Source organism: Mycobacterium sp. OAS707, assembly GCF_014873705.1.
In the GTDB taxonomy this organism is placed as follows: Bacteria; Actinomycetota; Actinomycetes; order Mycobacteriales; family Mycobacteriaceae; genus Mycobacterium.
In genome coordinates, this window is sequence record NZ_JADBDS010000003.1 from 148,683 (window position 1) to 166,143 (window position 17,461).

General features: G+C 67.5%; 22 protein-coding genes and 1 riboswitch. Of the genes, 11 read left to right on the forward strand and 11 right to left on the reverse strand.

The features are described from left to right. The first annotated feature begins 1 nt into the window (after nt 1). On the forward strand, nt 2-256 hold the full coding sequence (locus GGC64_RS18795; protein ID WP_192724074.1) for a MoaD/ThiS family protein: 255 nt from the start codon (nt 2-4) through the stop codon (nt 254-256). A gap of 248 nt (nt 257-504) precedes the next feature. Next, nucleotides 505-682: riboswitch (cyclic di-AMP (ydaO/yuaA leader) on the forward strand. Nucleotides 683-691: 9 nt separating this feature from the next. Continuing rightward, nucleotides 692-1,921 (forward strand): transglycosylase family protein, encoded by a 1,230-nt coding sequence (locus GGC64_RS18800; RefSeq protein WP_192724075.1) that lies wholly within the window; start codon nt 692-694, stop codon nt 1,919-1,921. 4 nt (nt 1,922-1,925) lie between these two features. Here the strand turns inward: GGC64_RS18800 and GGC64_RS18805 are convergent, their stop codons facing one another. From GGC64_RS18805 to GGC64_RS18820, 4 genes are read right to left on the reverse strand one after another with little or no spacing between them, the layout of a single operon-like run. Continuing rightward, nucleotides 1,926-2,354, reverse strand: coding sequence for a molybdenum cofactor biosynthesis protein MoaE (locus GGC64_RS18805; protein WP_192724076.1), 429 nt, complete (start codon nt 2,352-2,354; stop codon nt 1,926-1,928). After that, entirely contained in the window at nt 2,351-2,830 is a 480-nt protein-coding gene (locus GGC64_RS18810) for a molybdenum cofactor biosynthesis protein B (RefSeq protein ID WP_192724077.1), read from the reverse strand. Before GGC64_RS18810 ends, GGC64_RS18805 begins: the two co-directional genes overlap by 4 nt. Continuing rightward, nucleotides 2,830-3,309, reverse strand: coding sequence for a cyclic pyranopterin monophosphate synthase MoaC (gene moaC / locus GGC64_RS18815; RefSeq protein ID WP_370582188.1), 480 nt, complete (start codon nt 3,307-3,309; stop codon nt 2,830-2,832). Before moaC ends, GGC64_RS18810 begins: the two co-directional genes overlap by 1 nt. Before the next feature lie 2 nt (nt 3,310-3,311). After that, nucleotides 3,312-3,503: a hypothetical protein gene (locus GGC64_RS18820; RefSeq protein WP_192724078.1), complete on the reverse strand. Its 192-nt coding sequence runs from the start codon at nt 3,501-3,503 to the stop codon at nt 3,312-3,314. A gap of 65 nt (nt 3,504-3,568) precedes the next feature. Here GGC64_RS18820 and GGC64_RS18825 point away from each other — a divergent pair, with 65 nt between their 5' ends. From GGC64_RS18825 to GGC64_RS18845, 5 genes are all read left to right on the forward strand, one after another. After that, nucleotides 3,569-5,821: a helicase-associated domain-containing protein gene (locus tag GGC64_RS18825; protein WP_192724079.1), complete on the forward strand. Its 2,253-nt coding sequence runs from the start codon at nt 3,569-3,571 to the stop codon at nt 5,819-5,821. Between the two features lie 53 nt (nt 5,822-5,874). Then, nucleotides 5,875-7,308 carry an alpha/beta hydrolase-fold protein gene (locus tag GGC64_RS18830; RefSeq protein WP_192724080.1) on the forward strand — a complete coding sequence of 478 codons (1,434 nt, stop codon included), beginning with the start codon at nt 5,875-5,877 and terminating at the stop codon, nt 7,306-7,308. Between the two features lie 72 nt (nt 7,309-7,380). Further along, nucleotides 7,381-9,030 (forward strand): DNA repair helicase XPB, encoded by a 1,650-nt coding sequence (locus tag GGC64_RS18835; protein WP_192724081.1) that lies wholly within the window; start codon nt 7,381-7,383, stop codon nt 9,028-9,030. After that, a complete protein-coding gene (locus GGC64_RS18840) occupies nt 9,027-9,392 on the forward strand; it encodes a VOC family protein (protein ID WP_192724082.1) in 366 nt (121 codons plus the stop codon). Before GGC64_RS18835 ends, GGC64_RS18840 begins: the two co-directional genes overlap by 4 nt. Before the next feature lies 1 nt (nt 9,393). After that, nucleotides 9,394-9,861 carry a hypothetical protein gene (locus tag GGC64_RS18845; RefSeq protein ID WP_192724083.1) on the forward strand — a complete coding sequence of 156 codons (468 nt, stop codon included), beginning with the start codon at nt 9,394-9,396 and terminating at the stop codon, nt 9,859-9,861. Here the strand turns inward: GGC64_RS18845 and GGC64_RS18850 are convergent. Then, complete coding sequence (locus GGC64_RS18850) at nt 9,858-10,202, reverse strand: cupin domain-containing protein (protein ID WP_192724084.1); 345 nt, start codon at nt 10,200-10,202, stop codon at nt 9,858-9,860. The genes GGC64_RS18845 and GGC64_RS18850 overlap by 4 nt on opposite strands. 85 nt (nt 10,203-10,287) lie before the next feature. Here GGC64_RS18850 and GGC64_RS18855 point away from each other — a divergent pair, with 85 nt between their 5' ends. Further along, nucleotides 10,288-11,115 carry an NAD(P)H-binding protein gene (locus GGC64_RS18855; RefSeq protein WP_192724085.1) on the forward strand — a complete coding sequence of 276 codons (828 nt, stop codon included), beginning with the start codon at nt 10,288-10,290 and terminating at the stop codon, nt 11,113-11,115. A 29-nt stretch (nt 11,116-11,144) separates the two neighbouring features. On the opposite strand, the gene GGC64_RS18860 is transcribed toward GGC64_RS18855, so the two are convergent. After that, nucleotides 11,145-11,477: a hypothetical protein gene (locus GGC64_RS18860; protein ID WP_192724086.1), complete on the reverse strand. Its 333-nt coding sequence runs from the start codon at nt 11,475-11,477 to the stop codon at nt 11,145-11,147. Nucleotides 11,478-11,660: 183 nt separating this feature from the next. Here GGC64_RS18860 and GGC64_RS18865 point away from each other — a divergent pair, with 183 nt between their 5' ends. Further along, nucleotides 11,661-12,839 carry a YbfB/YjiJ family MFS transporter gene (locus tag GGC64_RS18865; protein ID WP_192724087.1) on the forward strand — a complete coding sequence of 393 codons (1,179 nt, stop codon included), beginning with the start codon at nt 11,661-11,663 and terminating at the stop codon, nt 12,837-12,839. On the opposite strand, the gene GGC64_RS18870 is transcribed toward GGC64_RS18865, so the two are convergent. After that, the gene (locus GGC64_RS18870) at nt 12,736-13,677 is read right to left on the reverse strand and encodes a LysR family transcriptional regulator (RefSeq protein WP_192724088.1); all 942 of its coding nucleotides are present in this window, start codon (nt 13,675-13,677) and stop codon (nt 12,736-12,738) included. The genes GGC64_RS18865 and GGC64_RS18870 overlap by 104 nt on opposite strands. 118 nt (nt 13,678-13,795) lie before the next feature. Between GGC64_RS18870 and GGC64_RS18875 the strand changes: the two genes are divergently transcribed. Together GGC64_RS18875 and GGC64_RS18880 are read left to right on the forward strand one after the other, a co-directional pair. Further along, complete coding sequence (locus GGC64_RS18875) at nt 13,796-14,509, forward strand: SDR family NAD(P)-dependent oxidoreductase (RefSeq protein WP_192724089.1); 714 nt, start codon at nt 13,796-13,798, stop codon at nt 14,507-14,509. Then, nucleotides 14,496-14,852, forward strand: coding sequence for an SgcJ/EcaC family oxidoreductase (locus GGC64_RS18880; RefSeq protein ID WP_369434776.1), 357 nt, complete (start codon nt 14,496-14,498; stop codon nt 14,850-14,852). The genes GGC64_RS18875 and GGC64_RS18880 overlap by 14 nt, the downstream gene beginning before the upstream one ends. Here the strand turns inward: GGC64_RS18880 and GGC64_RS18885 are convergent. The 4 genes from GGC64_RS18885 to GGC64_RS18900 all read right to left on the reverse strand — a co-directional run bounded on the left by GGC64_RS18885 (nt 14,841) and on the right by GGC64_RS18900 (nt 17,434). Beyond that, entirely contained in the window at nt 14,841-15,281 is a 441-nt protein-coding gene (locus GGC64_RS18885) for a YbaB/EbfC family DNA-binding protein (protein WP_192724091.1), read from the reverse strand. The genes GGC64_RS18880 and GGC64_RS18885 overlap by 12 nt on opposite strands. Before the next feature lie 9 nt (nt 15,282-15,290). Next, entirely contained in the window at nt 15,291-15,614 is a 324-nt protein-coding gene (locus tag GGC64_RS18890; protein WP_192724092.1) for an ESX-1 secretion-associated protein, read from the reverse strand. Between the two features lie 20 nt (nt 15,615-15,634). Continuing rightward, on the reverse strand, nt 15,635-16,375 hold the full coding sequence (locus GGC64_RS18895; RefSeq protein WP_192724093.1) for an EspA/EspE family type VII secretion system effector: 741 nt from the start codon (nt 16,373-16,375) through the stop codon (nt 15,635-15,637). A 69-nt stretch (nt 16,376-16,444) separates the two neighbouring features. Then, nucleotides 16,445-17,434 carry an LLM class F420-dependent oxidoreductase gene (locus tag GGC64_RS18900; protein ID WP_192724094.1) on the reverse strand — a complete coding sequence of 330 codons (990 nt, stop codon included), beginning with the start codon at nt 17,432-17,434 and terminating at the stop codon, nt 16,445-16,447. Nucleotides 17,435-17,461 lie beyond the last annotated feature (27 nt).

A 17,461-nucleotide genomic window follows, 5' to 3' on the forward strand; every position in this document is an offset into this window, starting at 1 on the left:
CGTGAGCGCGAAGGTGACCGTCCGCTACTTCGCCGCGGCGCGTGCCGCTGCCGGCTTCGACGACGAGATCATCGGAATCGCACCGGGCACCACCGTCCGCATGCTGGTGCAGAACCTGGCTGAGCGGAGTACCGACCTCGCGAAAGTGTTGAGCCGTTGCTCGTACTTGTGCGACGGAATTGCGGTGCGGGACTTGGAAATGACGCTGAGTGACGCTGCGACGCTCGATGTTCTTCCCCCGTTCGCCGGCGGATAAGCGTGATTTGCGTCACATAACGGAATGGTCACAAGATGACCACAGACCGTTACCTGTGAAAATGCACCTGCGGAAATGCGTTGGCGTCCTGGGGATTTAGAGCCTTTTTAGAATTAGCCTGACGCCGAATCGCCGGGCTCGTCAAAAGGTGACGTGCTCTACGCGACCCGTTAGCGTTCAGTCCCAAGCCATCGACCCGTAATCGTTTGGCCTGCCGTGCCCAACAGCGCCGAGCTCCATCCGTTGGGCACGGGACAACGACGAACAACTCTGGATGGAGGCGGGGGACCCACCGGTCCACCGAAATACAGAAGGATCAGGAGCCGCTTGCGGCCCCTTGGGGTGAAGCCGTGTCCAACACGGCCGGGCAACCTCTCCAGCCCGAACCCGACAGCTGACCTCGTAGGCGCCCATACGAGAGGACTTAACGCACCTATGAGTGGACGGCACCGCAAGCCCACTGCATCGGCAGTAAACGTCGCGAAGATCGCCTTCACTGGCGCCGTCATCGGAAGTGGAAGCCTCGCCCTTGCCGGGCAGGCCGGCGCTGCCACCGATGGCGAATGGGATCAGGTCGCCAAGTGCGAATCCGGCAATAACTGGGCCATCAACACCGGCAACGGCTATCACGGCGGATTGCAGTTCTCGCAGAGCACCTGGGCCTCGCATGGCGGCGGCCAGTACGCGCCGTCTGCGAACATGGCCACCAAGGAAGAGCAGATCGCGGTCGCCGAGCGCGTCCTCGCGAGCCAGGGCAAGGGCGCATGGCCCGTGTGCGGCCGTGGACTGTCCGGTTCGACGCCGCGCAATGTGGTCGAGCCTCAGCCGCTCGACAACCCCGACGTCAACGGCGAGCTGCCCCCGCCGATCGATCCGTTCGCTCCCCCGCCCCCGCCGGAGTCCGCTCCGATCGACGAGCTGTCCGCCCCGGCCCCCGATGCACCGCCCGCCGCGCCGCTGGATGCGCCGCTGCCGGCTCCCGAGCAGGCCCCCATCATCGACGCTTCGCTGGAGGCGCCGCTGCCTCCGCCGCCGCCTGTCGATGCACCGCCTGTCGATGATCCGACCGTCGCGCTGGCCGACAACTGGGACCACGCTGATGCCCCGGCACCCGCCGATCAGCCCGAGGTGTGGGCGCTGCACGCGCCGGCGCCACTCGACCCCGTACTGCCGCCGCTCCCGCCCGCCCCACCGGCTCCCCCGGCGCCGCCCGCGCCGGGGGCCGCTGAGGCACCCGCGCCGGATCCCCTGGCCCCGCTCAATGCGGTCAACATTCCCGGCCAGGCGTACGACATCGCGAACCAGGCGACGACCGATCCCGCAGCGGTGCCTGCGGCGCTGCCGACGCTGCCCGACGGTGTCCCGCACCTGGCCAGCCCGGACGCACCGCCGCCCGGCTCGACGATGGATCCCGCTGCCAACGGCAACGACAGCCCGAACGTCAGCTACCTCAAGGATTTGTGGCAGGCGGTCCAGAACCACGACATCAGCGGTAAAGAAGCGTTGATCATGGGCCTGTCGCAGCGCGGGATGAACACGCCGTACCCGGACCAGGGACCCGGACCGAACGTGCCGGTCGCCCCGGCCGATCCGGCCGCGCCGCCTGCGCCGGGGGCTCCGGTCCCGCCGCCGCCACCGGGCGCACCGATCCTGCCGCCTGCCTAAGCGATCAGGCCGAGTTCACCCACTGGTCGGAACCGTCGGCGAAGAACTGGTGCTTCCACACCGGTAGTCGCGCCTTGACGGTGTCGACCAGCCGTGCGCACGTCTCGAATGCGGCTGCCCGATGGTCCGCGGCGACCGCGGCCACCAGGGCCGCGTCGCCGATCTGCAGCGTGCCGATGCGATGGCTGACCGCGATGGCGCGTACACCGTGACTGTCCGCCGCGATCTCGGCGGCCACGTCGGCGAGAGTCTGCTGCGCCGAGGGGTGCGCGGAATACTCCAGCCGCGTCACGGAGCGGCCGCCGTCATGGTCGCGGACCACACCGGCGAATCCCACGACGGCTCCGGCAGATTCGTGCGAAACCAGCGCCTCGTAATCCGACAGTTCGATCGGTTGCTCGGTCAGGTCGACGCGTAGCACGACGGCTTTCATCGGGTGTGGTCCTTACCGCTGAGTTGGTCGAGAGCGTGCTCGAGAACATCGTCGAGCACGCCGAGGCCGTCCTTGACGCCGCCGGTGGAGCCGGGCAGGTTCACGATCAGCGTGCGGCCCCTGACGCCGCAGACGCCGCGCGACAGCACCGAGGTCGGCACGTGCGGCAGGCCTGAGCGCCTGATGGCGTCGGCTAGGCCGGGGATCTGATAGTCGACGATGTCCGCGGTGGCATCGGCGGTGCGGTCGGTCGGCGAAATGCCGGTGCCGCCGGAAGTGATTATCACGTCGACGTTTTCACCGATCGCGGCGAACAACGCTTTGACCACACCCGAGCCGTCCGGCACCACGACGGGTGCCGGCGTCGCGATGCCTTTGGCGTTGAGCCAGTCGACGATGACGGGCCCGGTGCGGTCGTCGTAGACCCCGGCCGCCGCGCGCGTCGACGCGATCACCACGCGGCCCGAGCGCGTCATCATCGGGTCCACGGGCCGGTCTTGCCGCCCTCCTTGCGCAACACCCGGATGTCATCGATACGGGCGGCGGGGTCGACGGCCTTGATCATGTCGAACAGTGTGAGCGCAGCGACGCTGACAGCGGTCAGCGCCTCCATCTCGACGCCGGTGCGGTCGGTGGTGCGCACGGTCGCGGTGATCGCGATGGTGTCGTCGCCGATGTCGAAGTCGACGTCGACTCCGGTGAGCGCCAGCGGGTGGCACAGCGGGATCAGGTCGCTGGTGCGCTTGGCGGCCAGGATGCCTGCGATTCGGGCGGTCGCGACGGCGTCGCCCTTGGGCAGCCCGCCGGACGCGATCAGCGCAACCACCTCAGCGGTCGTGCGGAAGGTTCCCGCGGCGACGGCGGTGCGCTTGGTGGCGTCTTTCGCCGTGACGTCGACCATGTGCGCCGCGCCCGACTCGTCGAGGTGCGAAAGTCGACGCGAGGGGTCGGACACCGCTACTTGTTGACCACCGTGACGGGGTGAACGTACGGAAGCTCGTCGGCCGGCTGCGGAAACGCCAGATCACCGAATGGCGACAGCGCACCGGTGCGGTCAGTGGCCAGCTCGCTGACCGCGTGATCCTCATCGCCGTCGAGCGCGGGCCAGCCCGGGTCGACGTACTGTTTTTTGCCCTTGTTGTCAGCCACGTGGACATTGTGGCAGGCGCCGCGACCAGTGGCGACACCGGCAGGGTCCTTTACGCTGGTCAGCGATGACCGAAACTTCTCCGGGCGTCCCGCTTGGCGCCTGGTTGGCCGAGCTTGACGACGAGCGGCTGATCCGGCTGCTCGAGCTGCGGCCCGACCTGACGCAACCGCCGCCCGGCACGATCGCGGCGCTGGCGGCGCGTGCCCAGGCCCGGCAGTCGGTCAAGGCGGTTACCGACGGACTCGATTTCCTGCGCCTGGCGGTGCTCGACGGGCTGCTCGTGCTGCACGCGGACACCGCGGCGGTCCCGCTGTCGAAGCTGCTGGCGCTGATCGGGGACCGCGCGAGCGAGGACGGGGTCGCGGCCGCCGTCGACGACCTTCGCGAGCGCGCCCTGGTGTGGGGTGACGACGCCGTGCGTGTGGCGGCCGAAGCTTCGGCCGGCCTGCCCTGGTACCCGGGTCAGGCCGTGCTCGAACACGGCGAACAGACCGACATCCCCGCCCGGCTCGAGGCGCTCGACGGTCCGCAACTCGAGCTGTTGCAGCGGCTGCTCGAGGGCTCGCCGATGGGCCGCACCCGCGATGCCGCCCCTGGCACGCCGCCGGACCGGCCCGTGCAGCGGCTACTGGCCGCCGGGCTGCTGCGTCAGGTGGACGAGGAGACCGTGATCCTGCCGCGGCTGGTCGGCCAGGTGATGCGCGGCGAGCAGCCAGGGCCGACTCATCTGACGCAACCCGACCCGACGGTGTCGACCACGACGGCCGCCGACGTCGACGCGGTCGCCGCGGGCGCGGTGATCGATCTGCTTCGCGAGGTCGAGCTCGTGCTCGAAACCCTCGGCGCCACACCGGTTCCCGAGCTTCGCAGCGGCGGGCTGGGCGTGCGCGACGTCAAGCGGCTGACCAAGGTGACCGGCATCGACGAGAAGCGGCTCGGGCTGATCCTCGAGGTGTCGGCGGCCGCGGGGCTGATCGCAGCAGGGATGCCGGAACCCGACCCGCACGACGGCGGTGTCGGCCCGTACTGGGCGCCGACGGTGGCCGCCGACCGGTTCGTCGATGCGCCGACAGGCTCCAAATGGCACCTGCTGGCATCGACCTGGCTGGACCTGCCTGGCAGGCCGAGCCTGGTCGGCGGTCGGGGCCCCGACGGGAAACCCTATGCGGCACTGTCGGATTCGCTGTTCTCGACCGCCGCCCCGCTCGACCGCCGGTTGCTGCTCGACGTATTGACCGACTTGCCCGCTGGTGCAGGAGTCGACGCCGCCTCCGCGTCGCAAGCGATGAGGTGGCGGCGTCCACGCTGGGCGGCGCGCCTGCAACCCGGTCCGGTCGAGGACCTGCTGACCGAGGCGCACGCGCTGGGCATGGTCGGCCGCGGTGCGATCGCGTCGCCTGCGCGCAAGCTGCTCGCCGAGCAACCGGCCGATGACGTCATCGCCGCAATGGACAAGGCGCTGCCCGCGCCCATCGACCACTTCCTGCTGCAGGCCGACCTGACGGTCATCGTTCCCGGACCACTCGAACGCGACCTGGCCGAACAACTGGCTGCTGTCGCGACGGTCGAATCGGCTGGCGCGGCGATGGTGTACCGGGTGACCGAAGCGTCGATCCGACGAGCGCTGGACACCGGCCGCACCGCAAGCGAGCTGCATGCGTTGTTCAGCAAGCACTCGAAAACACCTGTGCCGCAAGGCCTTACCTACTTGATCGACGACGTCGCACGCAGGCACGGCCAGCTGCGAGTTGGCATGGCGCAGTCCTTTGTTCGCTGCGAGGACCCCGCGCTGCTTGCCCAGGCCGTCTCGGCGCCCGCGGCCGATCAGCTGGAGATGCGGCTGCTCGCGCCGACGGTCGCGGTGTCTCAAGCCCCGATTTCCGAGGTGCTCGCCGCGCTGCGTGAGTCCGGATTCGCACCAGCCGCCGAGGATTCGACCGGCACGATCGTCGACCTTCGCGCCCGCGGCGCCCGCGTGCCCGCACCGCCGGGACGGCGCCGCGCACATCGACCGCCGACGCCGACCAACCAGACGCTCGGCGCGATCGTCGCGGTGCTGCGCAAGGTGGCTTCCACGTCGTTCGGGAACGTGCGGTTGGACCCCGCGGTCGCGATTTCACAGTTGCAGGAAGCCGCCCACCATCAGTCGTCGGTGGTGATCGGCTACGTCGACCCCGCCGGCGTGGCTACACAGCGCGTGGTGGCACCGATCAATGTCCGCGGCGGCCAGCTGACCGCTTACGATCCGGCCTCCGGCCGCGTGCGCGAATTCGCGATCCACCGCGTCACGTCGGTGGTGGCGGCCGACGCCGGATAGTTCTTACAGCTTCGGGCCAGCATCCTCACAGGACCGTTGGTGAATATGGCTGTGTGACAACGCTGTTAAGCGAGGCACCACAAGCGCCGGCCGGCTACCGGCACGGGCTTTCCTTGTTGCACGGGTGGCTGCCGCCGACGGTGTGGGCGGTGGCCGCGGTCGTGCTCCTGCTCGCGATCGGTTGGCGGTCGCGGAAGTGGCGCCTGGTCTGGCTGCCGGTGGCAGTTGCCGTCGGCCTGATCGCGGCGGCGTGGACGCACTGGTTCATCGATTCCCAGGGCATGGCAGGCGACCCGGCGCCGTCCTCGTTGTGGATCTGGGTCGGCCTGACCGGCCTTGCCGTGGCGGTCGCGGCGCTCGGCTGGCGCAGCGGCCGGTGGTGGCGTCGGACGGTGTCGTTGGTGGCCATTCCGCTGTGTCTGCTGAGTGCCGGCGTGGCGTTGAACCTGTGGGTCGGCTACTTCCCCACGGTTCAGGCCGCCTGGAACGAGTTGACCGCGGGCCCGCTGCCCGACGAAACCGATCTGAACACCGTGATGGCGATGCGCGGCAAGGGCGGCGTGTCGCATGGGGCGCTGGTGCCGGTGACCATTCCCGCCGACGCGTCGGGCTTCAAACACCGCACCGAGCTCGTGTACCTGCCGCCCGCCTGGTTCGCCGCCAATGCCCCCAAGCTGCCGGTGGTGATGATGATCGCGGGCGAGTTCAACACCCCGTCCGACTGGCCGCGCACCGGCAACGCGATCGCACCGATCGACCGTTTCGCCTCCGAGCACGGCGGCAACGCGCCGGTGTTCGTGTTCGTCGACGTCGGCGGGTCGTTCAACAACGACACCGAATGTGTCAACGGGCCGCGCGGCAATGTGGCCGACCATCTGACCAAGGACGTACCGCCTTACGTGGCAACCACTTTCGGCACGCAAGCCGACCACTGGGGCGTCGTCGGATGGTCGATGGGCGGCACCTGCGCGGTGGACCTGACCGTGATGCATCCGGACTTGTTCAGCACGTTCGTCGACATCGCAGGCGACATGGGTCCCAACGCCGGAACCAAGGAACAGACCATCGCTCGCATCTACGGCGGGGACGCCGCCAAATGGGCCGTCTACGACCCCACGACGGTGATCGAGAAGCACGGGCGTTACCAGGGCGTGGCCGGCTGGTTCGCGATCTCCTCGGACGCCCCGACGCCGCGCAAGGGCGGCTACGGCAATCCGAACGCGGTCGGGCTCGGCGGTCAGGACGCGGCAGGCAATCCCGGTGACCAGACCGATGCCGCCAACTCGCTGTGCAAGCTGGGCCAGGCCAACGGCATCGCCTGCGCGGTCGTCGCGTCGCCGGGAAAGCACGACTGGCCGTTTGCGATGGACGTCTTCAAGGACTCGCTGCCGTGGCTGGCCGGCCAGGTCGGCACGCCCGGCGTGGCCAAGATCGCGCTGCCCAGTGGGGGCGGCGGGCCTGGTCCGCTGGCTGCGGGCAAGCACTGAACGGTCGGGTGTCCGCCGGGCCTGGATAATGGACAAAATGACCTTCAAGCGAGAAGCGCAGGCGGATCGCGCATGACCGATGGCCCCCTGATCGTGCAGTCCGATAAGACCGTGCTGCTCGAAGTCGACCATGAGCTGGCCGGCGCGGCGCGCGCCGCGATCGCCCCGTTCGCTGAGTTGGAGCGCGCGCCGGAGCACATCCACACCTACCGCATCACTCCGCTGGCGCTGTGGAACGCGCGCGCGGCGGGCCACGATGCCGAACAGGTCGTCGATGCGCTGGTGAGCTTCTCCCGCTACGCGGTGCCGCAGCCGCTGCTGGTCGACATCGTCGACGTGATGGCCCGCTACGGCCGCCTGCAGCTGGTGAAGCATCCAGCGCACGGCCTGTGCCTGGTGAGTCTCGACCGCGCGGTACTCGAAGAGGTGCTGCGCAACAAGAAGATCGCCCCGATGCTCGGCGCCCGCATCGACGACGACACCGTGATCGTGCACAACAGCGAGCGCGGCCGCGTCAAGCAGATGCTGCTCAAAATCGGTTGGCCCGCAGAGGATTTGGCGGGCTACGTCGACGGCGAGAAGCACCCGATCGCGCTGGACCAGGAGAACTGGCACCTACGCGACTACCAGGAGATGGCCGCGGACTCGTTCTGGGAGGGCGGCTCTGGTGTGGTGGTGTTGCCGTGCGGCGCGGGTAAGACGCTCGTCGGCGCGGCGGCGATGGCCAAGGCCGGTGCCACCACCCTGATCCTGGTGACCAACACCGTGGCTGGCAGGCAGTGGAAGCGCGAGCTGATCAACCGCACGTCGCTGACCGAGGAAGAGATCGGCGAGTACTCCGGCGAGAAGAAGGAAATCCGGCCCGTCACCATCGCGACGTACCAGGTGATCACCCGCCGCACCAAGGGCGAATACCGCCACCTCGAGCTGTTCGACAGCCGCGATTGGGGCTTGATCATCTACGACGAGGTGCACCTGCTGCCCGCGCCGGTGTTCCGCATGACGGCGGATCTGCAGTCCCGGCGGCGCCTCGGCCTGACCGCCACCCTGATCCGCGAGGACGGCCGCGAGGGCGATGTGTTCTCGCTGATCGGACCCAAGCGCTATGACGCGCCGTGGAAGGACATCGAGGCACAGGGCTGGATTGCGCCGGCCGAATGCATCGAGGTGCGGGTCACGATGACCGACAACGAGCGGATGCTCTACGCCGTCGCCGAGCCCGAGGAACGGTACAAGCTGTGCTCGACGGTGCACACCAAGATCGCGGTGGTGAAGTCGATCCTGGAAAAGCACAAGGGCGAGCAGACGCTGGTGATCGGTGCGTACCTCGATCAGCTCGACGAGTTGGGCCAGGAGCTGGGTGCCCCCGTGATTCAGGGCTCGACGAAGACCGCCGAACGCGAGGCGCTTTTCGACTCGTTCCGCCGCGGTGAGATCTCCACCCTGGTCGTCTCGAAGGTCGCCAACTTCTCCATCGACCTGCCGGAAGCCTCGGTAGCAGTTCAGGTTTCGGGCACCTTCGGGTCTCGGCAGGAGGAAGCGCAGCGGCTCGGACGGCTGTTGCGGCCAAAGCATGACGGCGGCGGCGCGGTGTTCTATTCGGTGGTGTCCCGCGACAGCCTGGACGCCGAATACGCCGCACACCGGCAACGCTTCCTCGCCGAGCAGGGCTACGGCTATGTCATCAAGGACGCCGACGACCTGCTGGGCCCGGCGATATGACCGTTCGTCGCGTCATGCCGATCCTCACGGTGCCGGACCTGGAAGCGGCCCGCGCCTACCAAGCTGTGCTGGGACTGCGCGAGGTGATGAACCTCGGCTGGATCGTCACGCTGGCCGAACCGGACGACTCGGGCCAACTTCGGCACCAGGTCAGCCTGATGACCAAGGACAAGACGGCACCGGTCAACCCGAACGTGTCGATCGAGGTCGACGACGTCGACGCGGCCTATGCGGCGGCCGTCGACGCGGGGTTGCAAATCGTGCATCCACTGAGCGACGAGGACTGGGGAGTGCGGCGATTCTTCTTCGCCGACGCGGCGGGCAACGTCATCAACGTGCTGATGCACCAGCGAGATCTCTGACGTGGACCGCCCAGCCCTCGACACGGCTACGTGCGTGAGCGTCGGCGTCTACGCCGGGGCCCTCACTTTCGGCAACGAGTACGCGATCCTGACCCATGACGCCGATAAGGGCCAAGTCGAGGTGCGTGGCGACAACGGCAGGAAGCGTTGGTTTCCCAGTTACTGTTTCGACCTGACTGGTCAGCCGGTGGTCAAGCTCGTGCGAATGACCACAGAGGATCCACTCGACGGCAGTATCAGCCCGGAGGTCGTTTTGGAGTTTTCCGACGGCCAACGGCGATGGTGCTACTTCACCACCCCCGAACTGCTGGCGCAGTTCGGCGGAGACGCGCAGTTCGACGGTGAGCGTCTACTCAGCTATTCGCCGCACATGATCGTGCTGAGTGGTATCACCCGCGGGATGATCGAACATTCACTCGCCTACATCGAAAGCCAGGGGCAGCTACTGGACTGTTCGATGCCCGTCTAAGTATGCGGCCCAACGGGTTTCGACACGGTCAGTAGCACGACCGAGTCCTCGATGGCATGCAAGCCGTGTCGTTCGCGAGGCAGCACGATCAGGTCGCCCGGGGAGCCATCCCAGCCTGATGCTGAGTTCGTCACGCGCACCCTGCCCTGCAGCACCTCGAGCGTCGCCTCACCCGGACTTTCGTGATCGTCCATGGTGCTGCCGGCGGTCATGGCCATCAGCGTCTGGCGGAGTGCATGTTCGTGGCCGCCGTAGACGGTGTGGGCGCTGCGTCCGCTACTGGCCGCACGCGCAGACTCCAGGTGCTGCCGGGCAAGTGCAGTCAGTGAGATCTTCTCCATCGCCCATCCCCTTCCAGACGATTGAACATGCCATCGAGCGTCCTGGCCATGGATCGTCTCGAATCCGGGTCGTTGAATTCGAGATATGACCAACACAACCATTCTCGTCATCGGCAGCACCGGCAAGACCGGAAAGCGGGTGGTCGATCAACTGGCACAGCGCGGCGTCGCTGTCCGGTGCGGCTCGCGGTCGGCCGACATCCCATTCGACTGGGACAACCCGCAGACCTGGGCGTCGGCGCTGGCCGGCGTCGACAAGGTCTACGTCACCTACTACCCGGACCTGGCCGTCCCGGGTTCGGTCGACGCCATCGGCGCGCTGACCGAACTCGCCAAGGCCGCAGGCGTCCGCAGGCTGGTGCTGCTGTCGGGCCGCAACGAAGCCGAGGCCGAGAAAGCCGAGCGCGTCGTGATGGCCTCCGGACTGGAGTGGACGATCGTGCGGTGCGCGTTCTTCGCGCAGAACTTCGACGAGGGCGCGTGGCTCGACGAGGTGCGGGCGGGCACCGTCACACTGCCGGTCGATCAGGTCCAGGAGCCGTTCGTCGACGCCGATGACATCGCCGACGTGGTGGTGGCGGCGTTGACCGACGACCGCCATGTCGGCCAGCTCTACGAGCTGACCGGTCCGCGCCTGCTCAGCTTCGGCGACGCGGTGGCCGAGATCGGTGCGGCCGCAGGCAGGCACATCAACTTCGCCTCGGTGCCGATCGAGGACTACACCGCGATGCTCACGGAATACGGTCTGCCGCAAGACTTCATCTGGCTGCTGAACCGCCTGTTCACCGAAGTGCTCGGCAGCAAGGCAGAACTCGCCGACGGGGTTCAGCGCGCATTGGGACGCGAACCGAAGGACTTCGCCGACTACGCCCGCGAGGCCGCCGCGACCGGAGTGTGGGCTCCGTCAGTTTGATTCACGGTGAGCGGATCTCGGTCGCAGGCTCACTCTGACGGGAACCGGTCACGCAACGCGTCGAGCAGCTCCTGGGCCTCGGCGACGCGGCCGCGCATCCGAACCAAGTTCTCCGGGGGCCGGTTCGGATCATCGATGCCACGTTCACATCGCCGCAGCCAACGCTTTTCCATCGAGGCGACGAGCTCTTCCAGCTCGGCGATTTCGCCTAGTAGAACGGCGTCGAACAGCCGCGCCTGCGCGATATCGGCGGGATGCGCCGGCCGCGCCCAGGTGTCGGCGCGCTGCCGGACGAGGTGCGGCCGGGGCACCCACACCGGACGGTGGGGTTCGAGGTCGACCTCGCGTGGAATCGATAACACGTAGGAATCCTCACAGAGGTTTGAAACGTCAGCGACTCCACAGGTTCACCGGGCCGTTAAGTTTCGTTGGCTTCGCGTTACCCTTCATTCACTTCGGGCCGGGCCCCGCTGTGAGGAAGCGCCTCCCAGCTGAGAGCAATTCGGTCGTGGCGCCAACGCACCGCACCGACGCACCCTTGGGCAATGCACACGCACTGGGCACACGTCGGCCGTGGCGCCGCGGGGCTGGGCGCGGCGATGGGCCTCGGGCGCTTCGCGTACACCCCGATCCTGCCGCTGATGACGGCGCAGGCCGCGCTCACACCGCAAGCGGCGGGCGCGCTGGCGACGGCGAACTACGTCGGCTACCTTGCCGGTGCGCTCGCGGGAACGGCGTCTCCGCGGCTGGCCCGATCGTCGGTTGCGTGGCGGGTATCGCTGGCCGTGCTAGTGGCGACCCTGGCCGCAATGCCATTGCTGCCGAACACAATTGGCTGGCTGCTGCTACGGACCGTCGCTGGGTTCGCCAGCGCGGTGGTGTTCGTCATCGCGGTCAACTCGATGATGGATCACCTGCCGCCCCATCTGCCCGGTTGGGGCTTCGGGGGTGTCGGACTCGGCATCGCGCTCTCGGGCGCGCTGGTGTTGGCGATGCCCGCCACCGCGGGCTGGCAGGGTGCGTGGTGGATGGCGGCGGCGCTGGCCGCGGTGCTCGGGGCCTGCGCGTGGACGATGCGCGGGAGTTCGCACCCCGCGGCCACCGCAGCGTCGCAGCCCCGGACGACAGGGCGCGTCTGGTTCGCGGTCCTGTTCGTCAGCTACAGCCTTGAGGGCATCGGGTACATCATCGCGGGCACATTCCTGGTGGCGGCCATCCGACAGGACTCACCGGGTTGGCTCGGCAGCGGCGCCTGGCTCGTCGTCGGCGTGGCCGCGGTGCCATCGGCCGCATTGTGGGCGTGGCTGTGCAGGCGGTGGTCACATCCGACGCTGCTCGCAGGCGCGCTACTGCTGCAGGCATTCGGTATCGCGCTGCCCGCTCTGGCGCCCGGTGTGGTCACAGCGCTGGTAGGCGCAATCCTGTTCGGCGCCACCTTCATCGGCGTCAGCACGATGGCCCTTGCCGCGGGGCGGCTGCTCGGCTTCGCCGGTGCCGTGGCACTGCTGACGAGCGGATACTCCGTCGGCCAGATCATTGGCCCGGTCGCGGTGACACCGCTTCTGCGCCACGGCTTTTCGCACGCGCTGCTTGCGGCCGCGCTGATCGTACTGCTGGCAGCTATCGTGGCCGGTCTGCTTCGGCTGGGTTTCCCGTCGGGCGATGGGGGTCATCGGGTGGAAGCCAGTCCCCTTGGTCAACGAGTTCTGTTGCGTCGCGGGTGAATTCGTCGACGACAGCGCGCACCGCGGCACGATCGTCGTCGCGGCGCCAGACCAGCGACCAGGTCCACAGCGGCGTCGGATGGACGACGGGGCGGCGCGCCAAACCCCTGGGCGCAGGTGCGTTCTGCCCCTTCGGGTTGTTGAGCACCGGCTTGCGGAGCCGACGAATCTGTTCGAAAAAGTCGTGCCCGGTGACGCCCCCGTCGTCGACGCGCACGACCGTCGCGCCGGTGTCGGCAGCGAACTGCTCGGCATAGCGGTTCCACGATGACCAGGTGGCCTCGTCGGCGTCCACCAGCACCAGGGTGTCCTTCGCGTCGACGGGTGACGTGTCCGAGCCGACGCTCAACGCATAGAGCTCGTCAACGCCGATGAGGCGTGCGTCGAGGTCTAGCGACTCGAGATCCGTTGTCTGGACCCAGCAGATCGCGAGGTCCAGACTTCCGTCGGCGACACGCGCGGCCTGGGTATGCGAGGGCATGACCCACGTGTCGACGCGCAACTGCGCCACCCCGGCGGCGCGTTCCGCCCAGTCGGTGGGACACCAGTTCACGTATCCGATCCGCACCGGTTCCGACGCGACCAGACCAGCGGCACGTCGACGCAATGCGTCGGCCTGTTCCACCAGTGCGCGGGCGTGCGGCAGCAGCGCCGCCCCGCCGGCCGTCAGGGCCACAGAGCGGCGGTCCCGGTCGAACAGGCTGACCTTCAGATCGCGTTCGAGCGCCTTGATCTGCTGAGACAGCGACGGACCCGCAATGTGCAACCGCTCGGCCGCACGGCCGAAGTTCAGCTCCTCGGCGACCGTCACGAAGTAGCGCAGTTGGCGCAGCTCCACGAGGCAAGCCTAGTAGGCAACGCCTACCACCAGAGAGCGAACCGGTCGTATCGTTCGAGCATCGACCCGGACTCGGCCGGCGTTGCAGCGTGCGTCCACAGAACGAAGGGATCGGACAATGAGCAGTTCGCAACGCGTCGCCATCATCACGGGTGCTTCCCAGGGCATCGGCGAGAGCCTGGTGCGGGCCTACCGCAAGCTGGGATACGCCGTGGTGGCCAACTCCCGCACGATCGCCGAGAGCGACGACCCGATGGTGGTGACGGTGGCCGGTGACATCGGAGCGCCTGGCGTCGGGCAGCGCGTCGTCGATGCGGCCGTCGAACGCTTCGGCCGGGTCGACACCGTGATCAACAACGCCGGGATCTTCATCTCCAAGCCGTTCACTGAATACTCCGACGAGGAGTACGACGCCGTCACCGGAGTGAATCTCCGTGGGTTCTTCGAGGTTTCGCGTGCCGCGGTGGCCGCAATGCTGTCGGGAGACGGAGGCGGTCATATCGTGACCATCTCGACCAGCCTGGTGGACCACGCGAATTCCGCGGTGCCCTCGGCATTGGCCTCGCTGACCAAGGGCGGGCTGAACGCAGCGACCAAGGCGTTGGCGGTCGAATACGCAGACCGCGGCATTCGCGCAAACGCAGTGGCGCTCGGTGTGATCCGCACGCCGATGCACGAGCCGGCTTCCTATGACGCGCTGGCGGCACTGCATCCGGTCGGCCGCCTCGGCGAGATCGACGATGTCGTCGACGCTGTGCTCTATCTCGAGCAGGCGCCGTTCGTCACCGGCGAGATCCTGCACGTGGACGGCGGTCAAAGTGCAGGACACTGACATTCTGAGCGCCGTCCTTGATCAGTGGAAGGCGGGCATAGACGCACACGAGCCGCAGCAAGTGGCGGCGGTCTTCACCGAAGATGCGGTCTTTCAGGGGTTGCGGCCGTACAGTGTCGGCCGCGACGGTGTCACCGAGTACTACGCCAGCCAACCGCTGGGCATGACGGTCAGCTACCGGATCCTCGAAACCCGCAGGCCGGCAACAGGATTGGTGGTCGGCTACGTTCGGGCTGACTTCGCGTATCCGGACAGGGAAACGGTGAGCCTGAACCTCGGCGTTGTTGTCACGAACAGCGACGCTGGATGGCTGATCCTGCAGTACCAGGCGTCACCGGCTTGACTCAAGGTCTGTGCTCTCGTCAGCGGCGTATCGGGATGCGAACACCTCTGCCGCAGTAGCGGCCGCTTCCTGCGGGGTCGGCATATCCAGTTCGCGCCGCAGGCCGTCACGCATGATCGCCGGGTCGTAACCCATCACGCGCACCCCTTCGACGATCAAGGTGTGAAGCTGCGACCGAGCCTTCTGGCGCGCCAGATCGGCGATGACGGTGATCTCGTCGGCCAGTTCGCGTTCCGTCATGTCCGTGACCTTGGGTGCGAGTTCGACGTGATCGACCCTGCCGTCCAGACACACGGTGACCGACACCGTCCTCGCCGGATTCGTCACGGTGTACAACGGCGACGAAAGTTCTTGTTCCACACCGTCTTCGGGCGCAGGGACGTATTCGTCAAGCGCCTCTAGCGCCGAGTAATCGTCGTCGTCGGTCACGGCCCTCCCTCAGCGAGGTGGCATCTGGTTGTCGAGCTTTTGCTTCTCCGCCAGATCGGTCTCATCGTACTTCTCGGCGGCGTGACGCAGTTTCGCAGCAAGTTCAGCACTGACCCCCGCGGTGCGGTTCCCTGCCGTCACGCGCTCGGTTTCGGCCACCGTTACCGCGGCGCTCGTCACCGCGCAGATCAGGCCGTGGGTCTTGGTCATGTTGTCGCCGACACCCTGCACTGCCATGACCGCCGAACTGATCCCACGCGCCGCCTGGTCCTGATGCGAAGCAAGGCTGCGAATAGCGGCGGCGGCGATTCGCCGTTCTTCACCGTCTGTCATCAGTATCCTCCTGACGTGACCTAGCGCGCCGGATCAAAGTCGCCGACCGAATCCTGCTGCGTCGCAGCAGTACTCACCTGCTGATACATCGCAATCGCAGCATGCACCGCTGCGGCGTTGGCGTTGGCGTTGTTGTGCATTTCCCACATCTTCGCCGAGGCATCCTTCAAAGCCATTCCGACAGCCAACATCTCGGCTTGCATCTGGATGGCCCTCCCCACCTCAGGGATGACACCGAGGGTCTGGGTGTACTCGCCGTAGTCGGCCAGCCAGTTGTGCAGCCCATTGAGAACCCGACGGGTCTCGACAAGCTCGCCGGCCTCGCGGCTCACAATCGACGCGATCTGGCCATCGGCGTCGGCCAGCGTGGCGACCCTGTTCTCCTGCTCGCCGACGCGTCGCTCATATGCCGCAGGGGCGGGGCCGCCCTCCCACGACGAATCCGGGTGCGCATCCGCAAGGCTCTTCTTGGGATCGTCGAAGGCGCGCGAGCCGTTGCCGAATCCCTCACCCGCCTCGGGATCACCCTCGCCGGCGGTCGACAGCATGCCTGCAATCACCTTCTGGCCGCCGACCAGAACCGGCGTCGGCGCGATATGCAGTGGCGACGCAGCCTTTCCGACACTTTTCGCGACGTCTGCGATGTCGGAGAGCTTGGCCCGCTTCGCGACGAACTCCACCACCTGTGCGGCGTTTTTGACCTTGCCCGCCGCGTCCGTGACGAAGTCGTAGACGTTTTCGACGACGTCGAAGATCCCCATGCGCTGGCCACCCTTTCCTCAGTGAGGCTAACAGCGCAGCGGACGGCCACCCCGCATCAATCTCGCCGCTCAGCTGAGCGCGGGGATGACCTCTCGTTCGAACAACTCGATGCCGGAGCGGTCGTAGGCGGCCTCCGGGAAGTTCAGGATCGCGTACTCGCAACCGAGGTCTCGCATCCGCTTCAGCTTCTCGACGATCTGCTCGGGAGTGCCGCTGGCGGAGTCCGGTGACGTCACCGTCGACAGCATCGGGTCGACGGCGGCCGCGGGCGCCACCGAGACCGCCCTGTCCCGCACCCGTGCCACCCGGTCGGCGACGTCGGCCTCCGACTCGGCGACGACGGCGTTGAAGTTGGCCGACCGCACGATCGAGTCGTAATCGGTTCCGACGTCGCGGCAGTGGTCGGCCAGCACCTTCGACTTGTGCGCGAAACCGTCCGGCTCGGCGGTGAAGTTGGTGTACTGCGCGTACTTCGCGGCGATTCGCAGCGTCACCTTCTCACCGCCGCCGGCGATCCACAGCGGAAGACCGCCGTCCTGCAACGGCTTTGGCTCGACGATCGCGCCGTCGACCTGATAATGCTTGCCGTCGAGGCTGACTTCGCCCTTGCGCCACGCGTCGCGCATGATCTGCACACCCTCGTCGAGCATGCCAAGCCGGACACCCGCCGATGGGAAGCCGTAGCCGTAGGCCTTCCACTCGTGCTCGTACCAACCGCCGCCGATGCCCATCTGGACCCGGCCGCCGGAGATGATGTCGGCGGTGGCCGCCACCTTGGCGAGATAGACGGGGTTGCGATAGCCCATCGCCGTACACATCTGGCCGAGCTTGACCCGCGACGTGGTCGCCGCGTAGGCCGACATCAGCGACCACGCCTCGTGGGTGGCCTCGCGTGTCGGCACCGGCACCGTGTGGAAGTGGTCGTAGACCCACACCGAGTCCCACCCGCTGCTGTCCGCGTAGACAGCCAGGTCGCGCATCACCTGCCAGTGCTTTTCGGTCGGAATGTCGACGAGATCGAGCCGCCAGCCTTGCGGGATGAAGAAGCCGAAGCGCATGAGTCTCGACTCTATGCCGCGATCGGC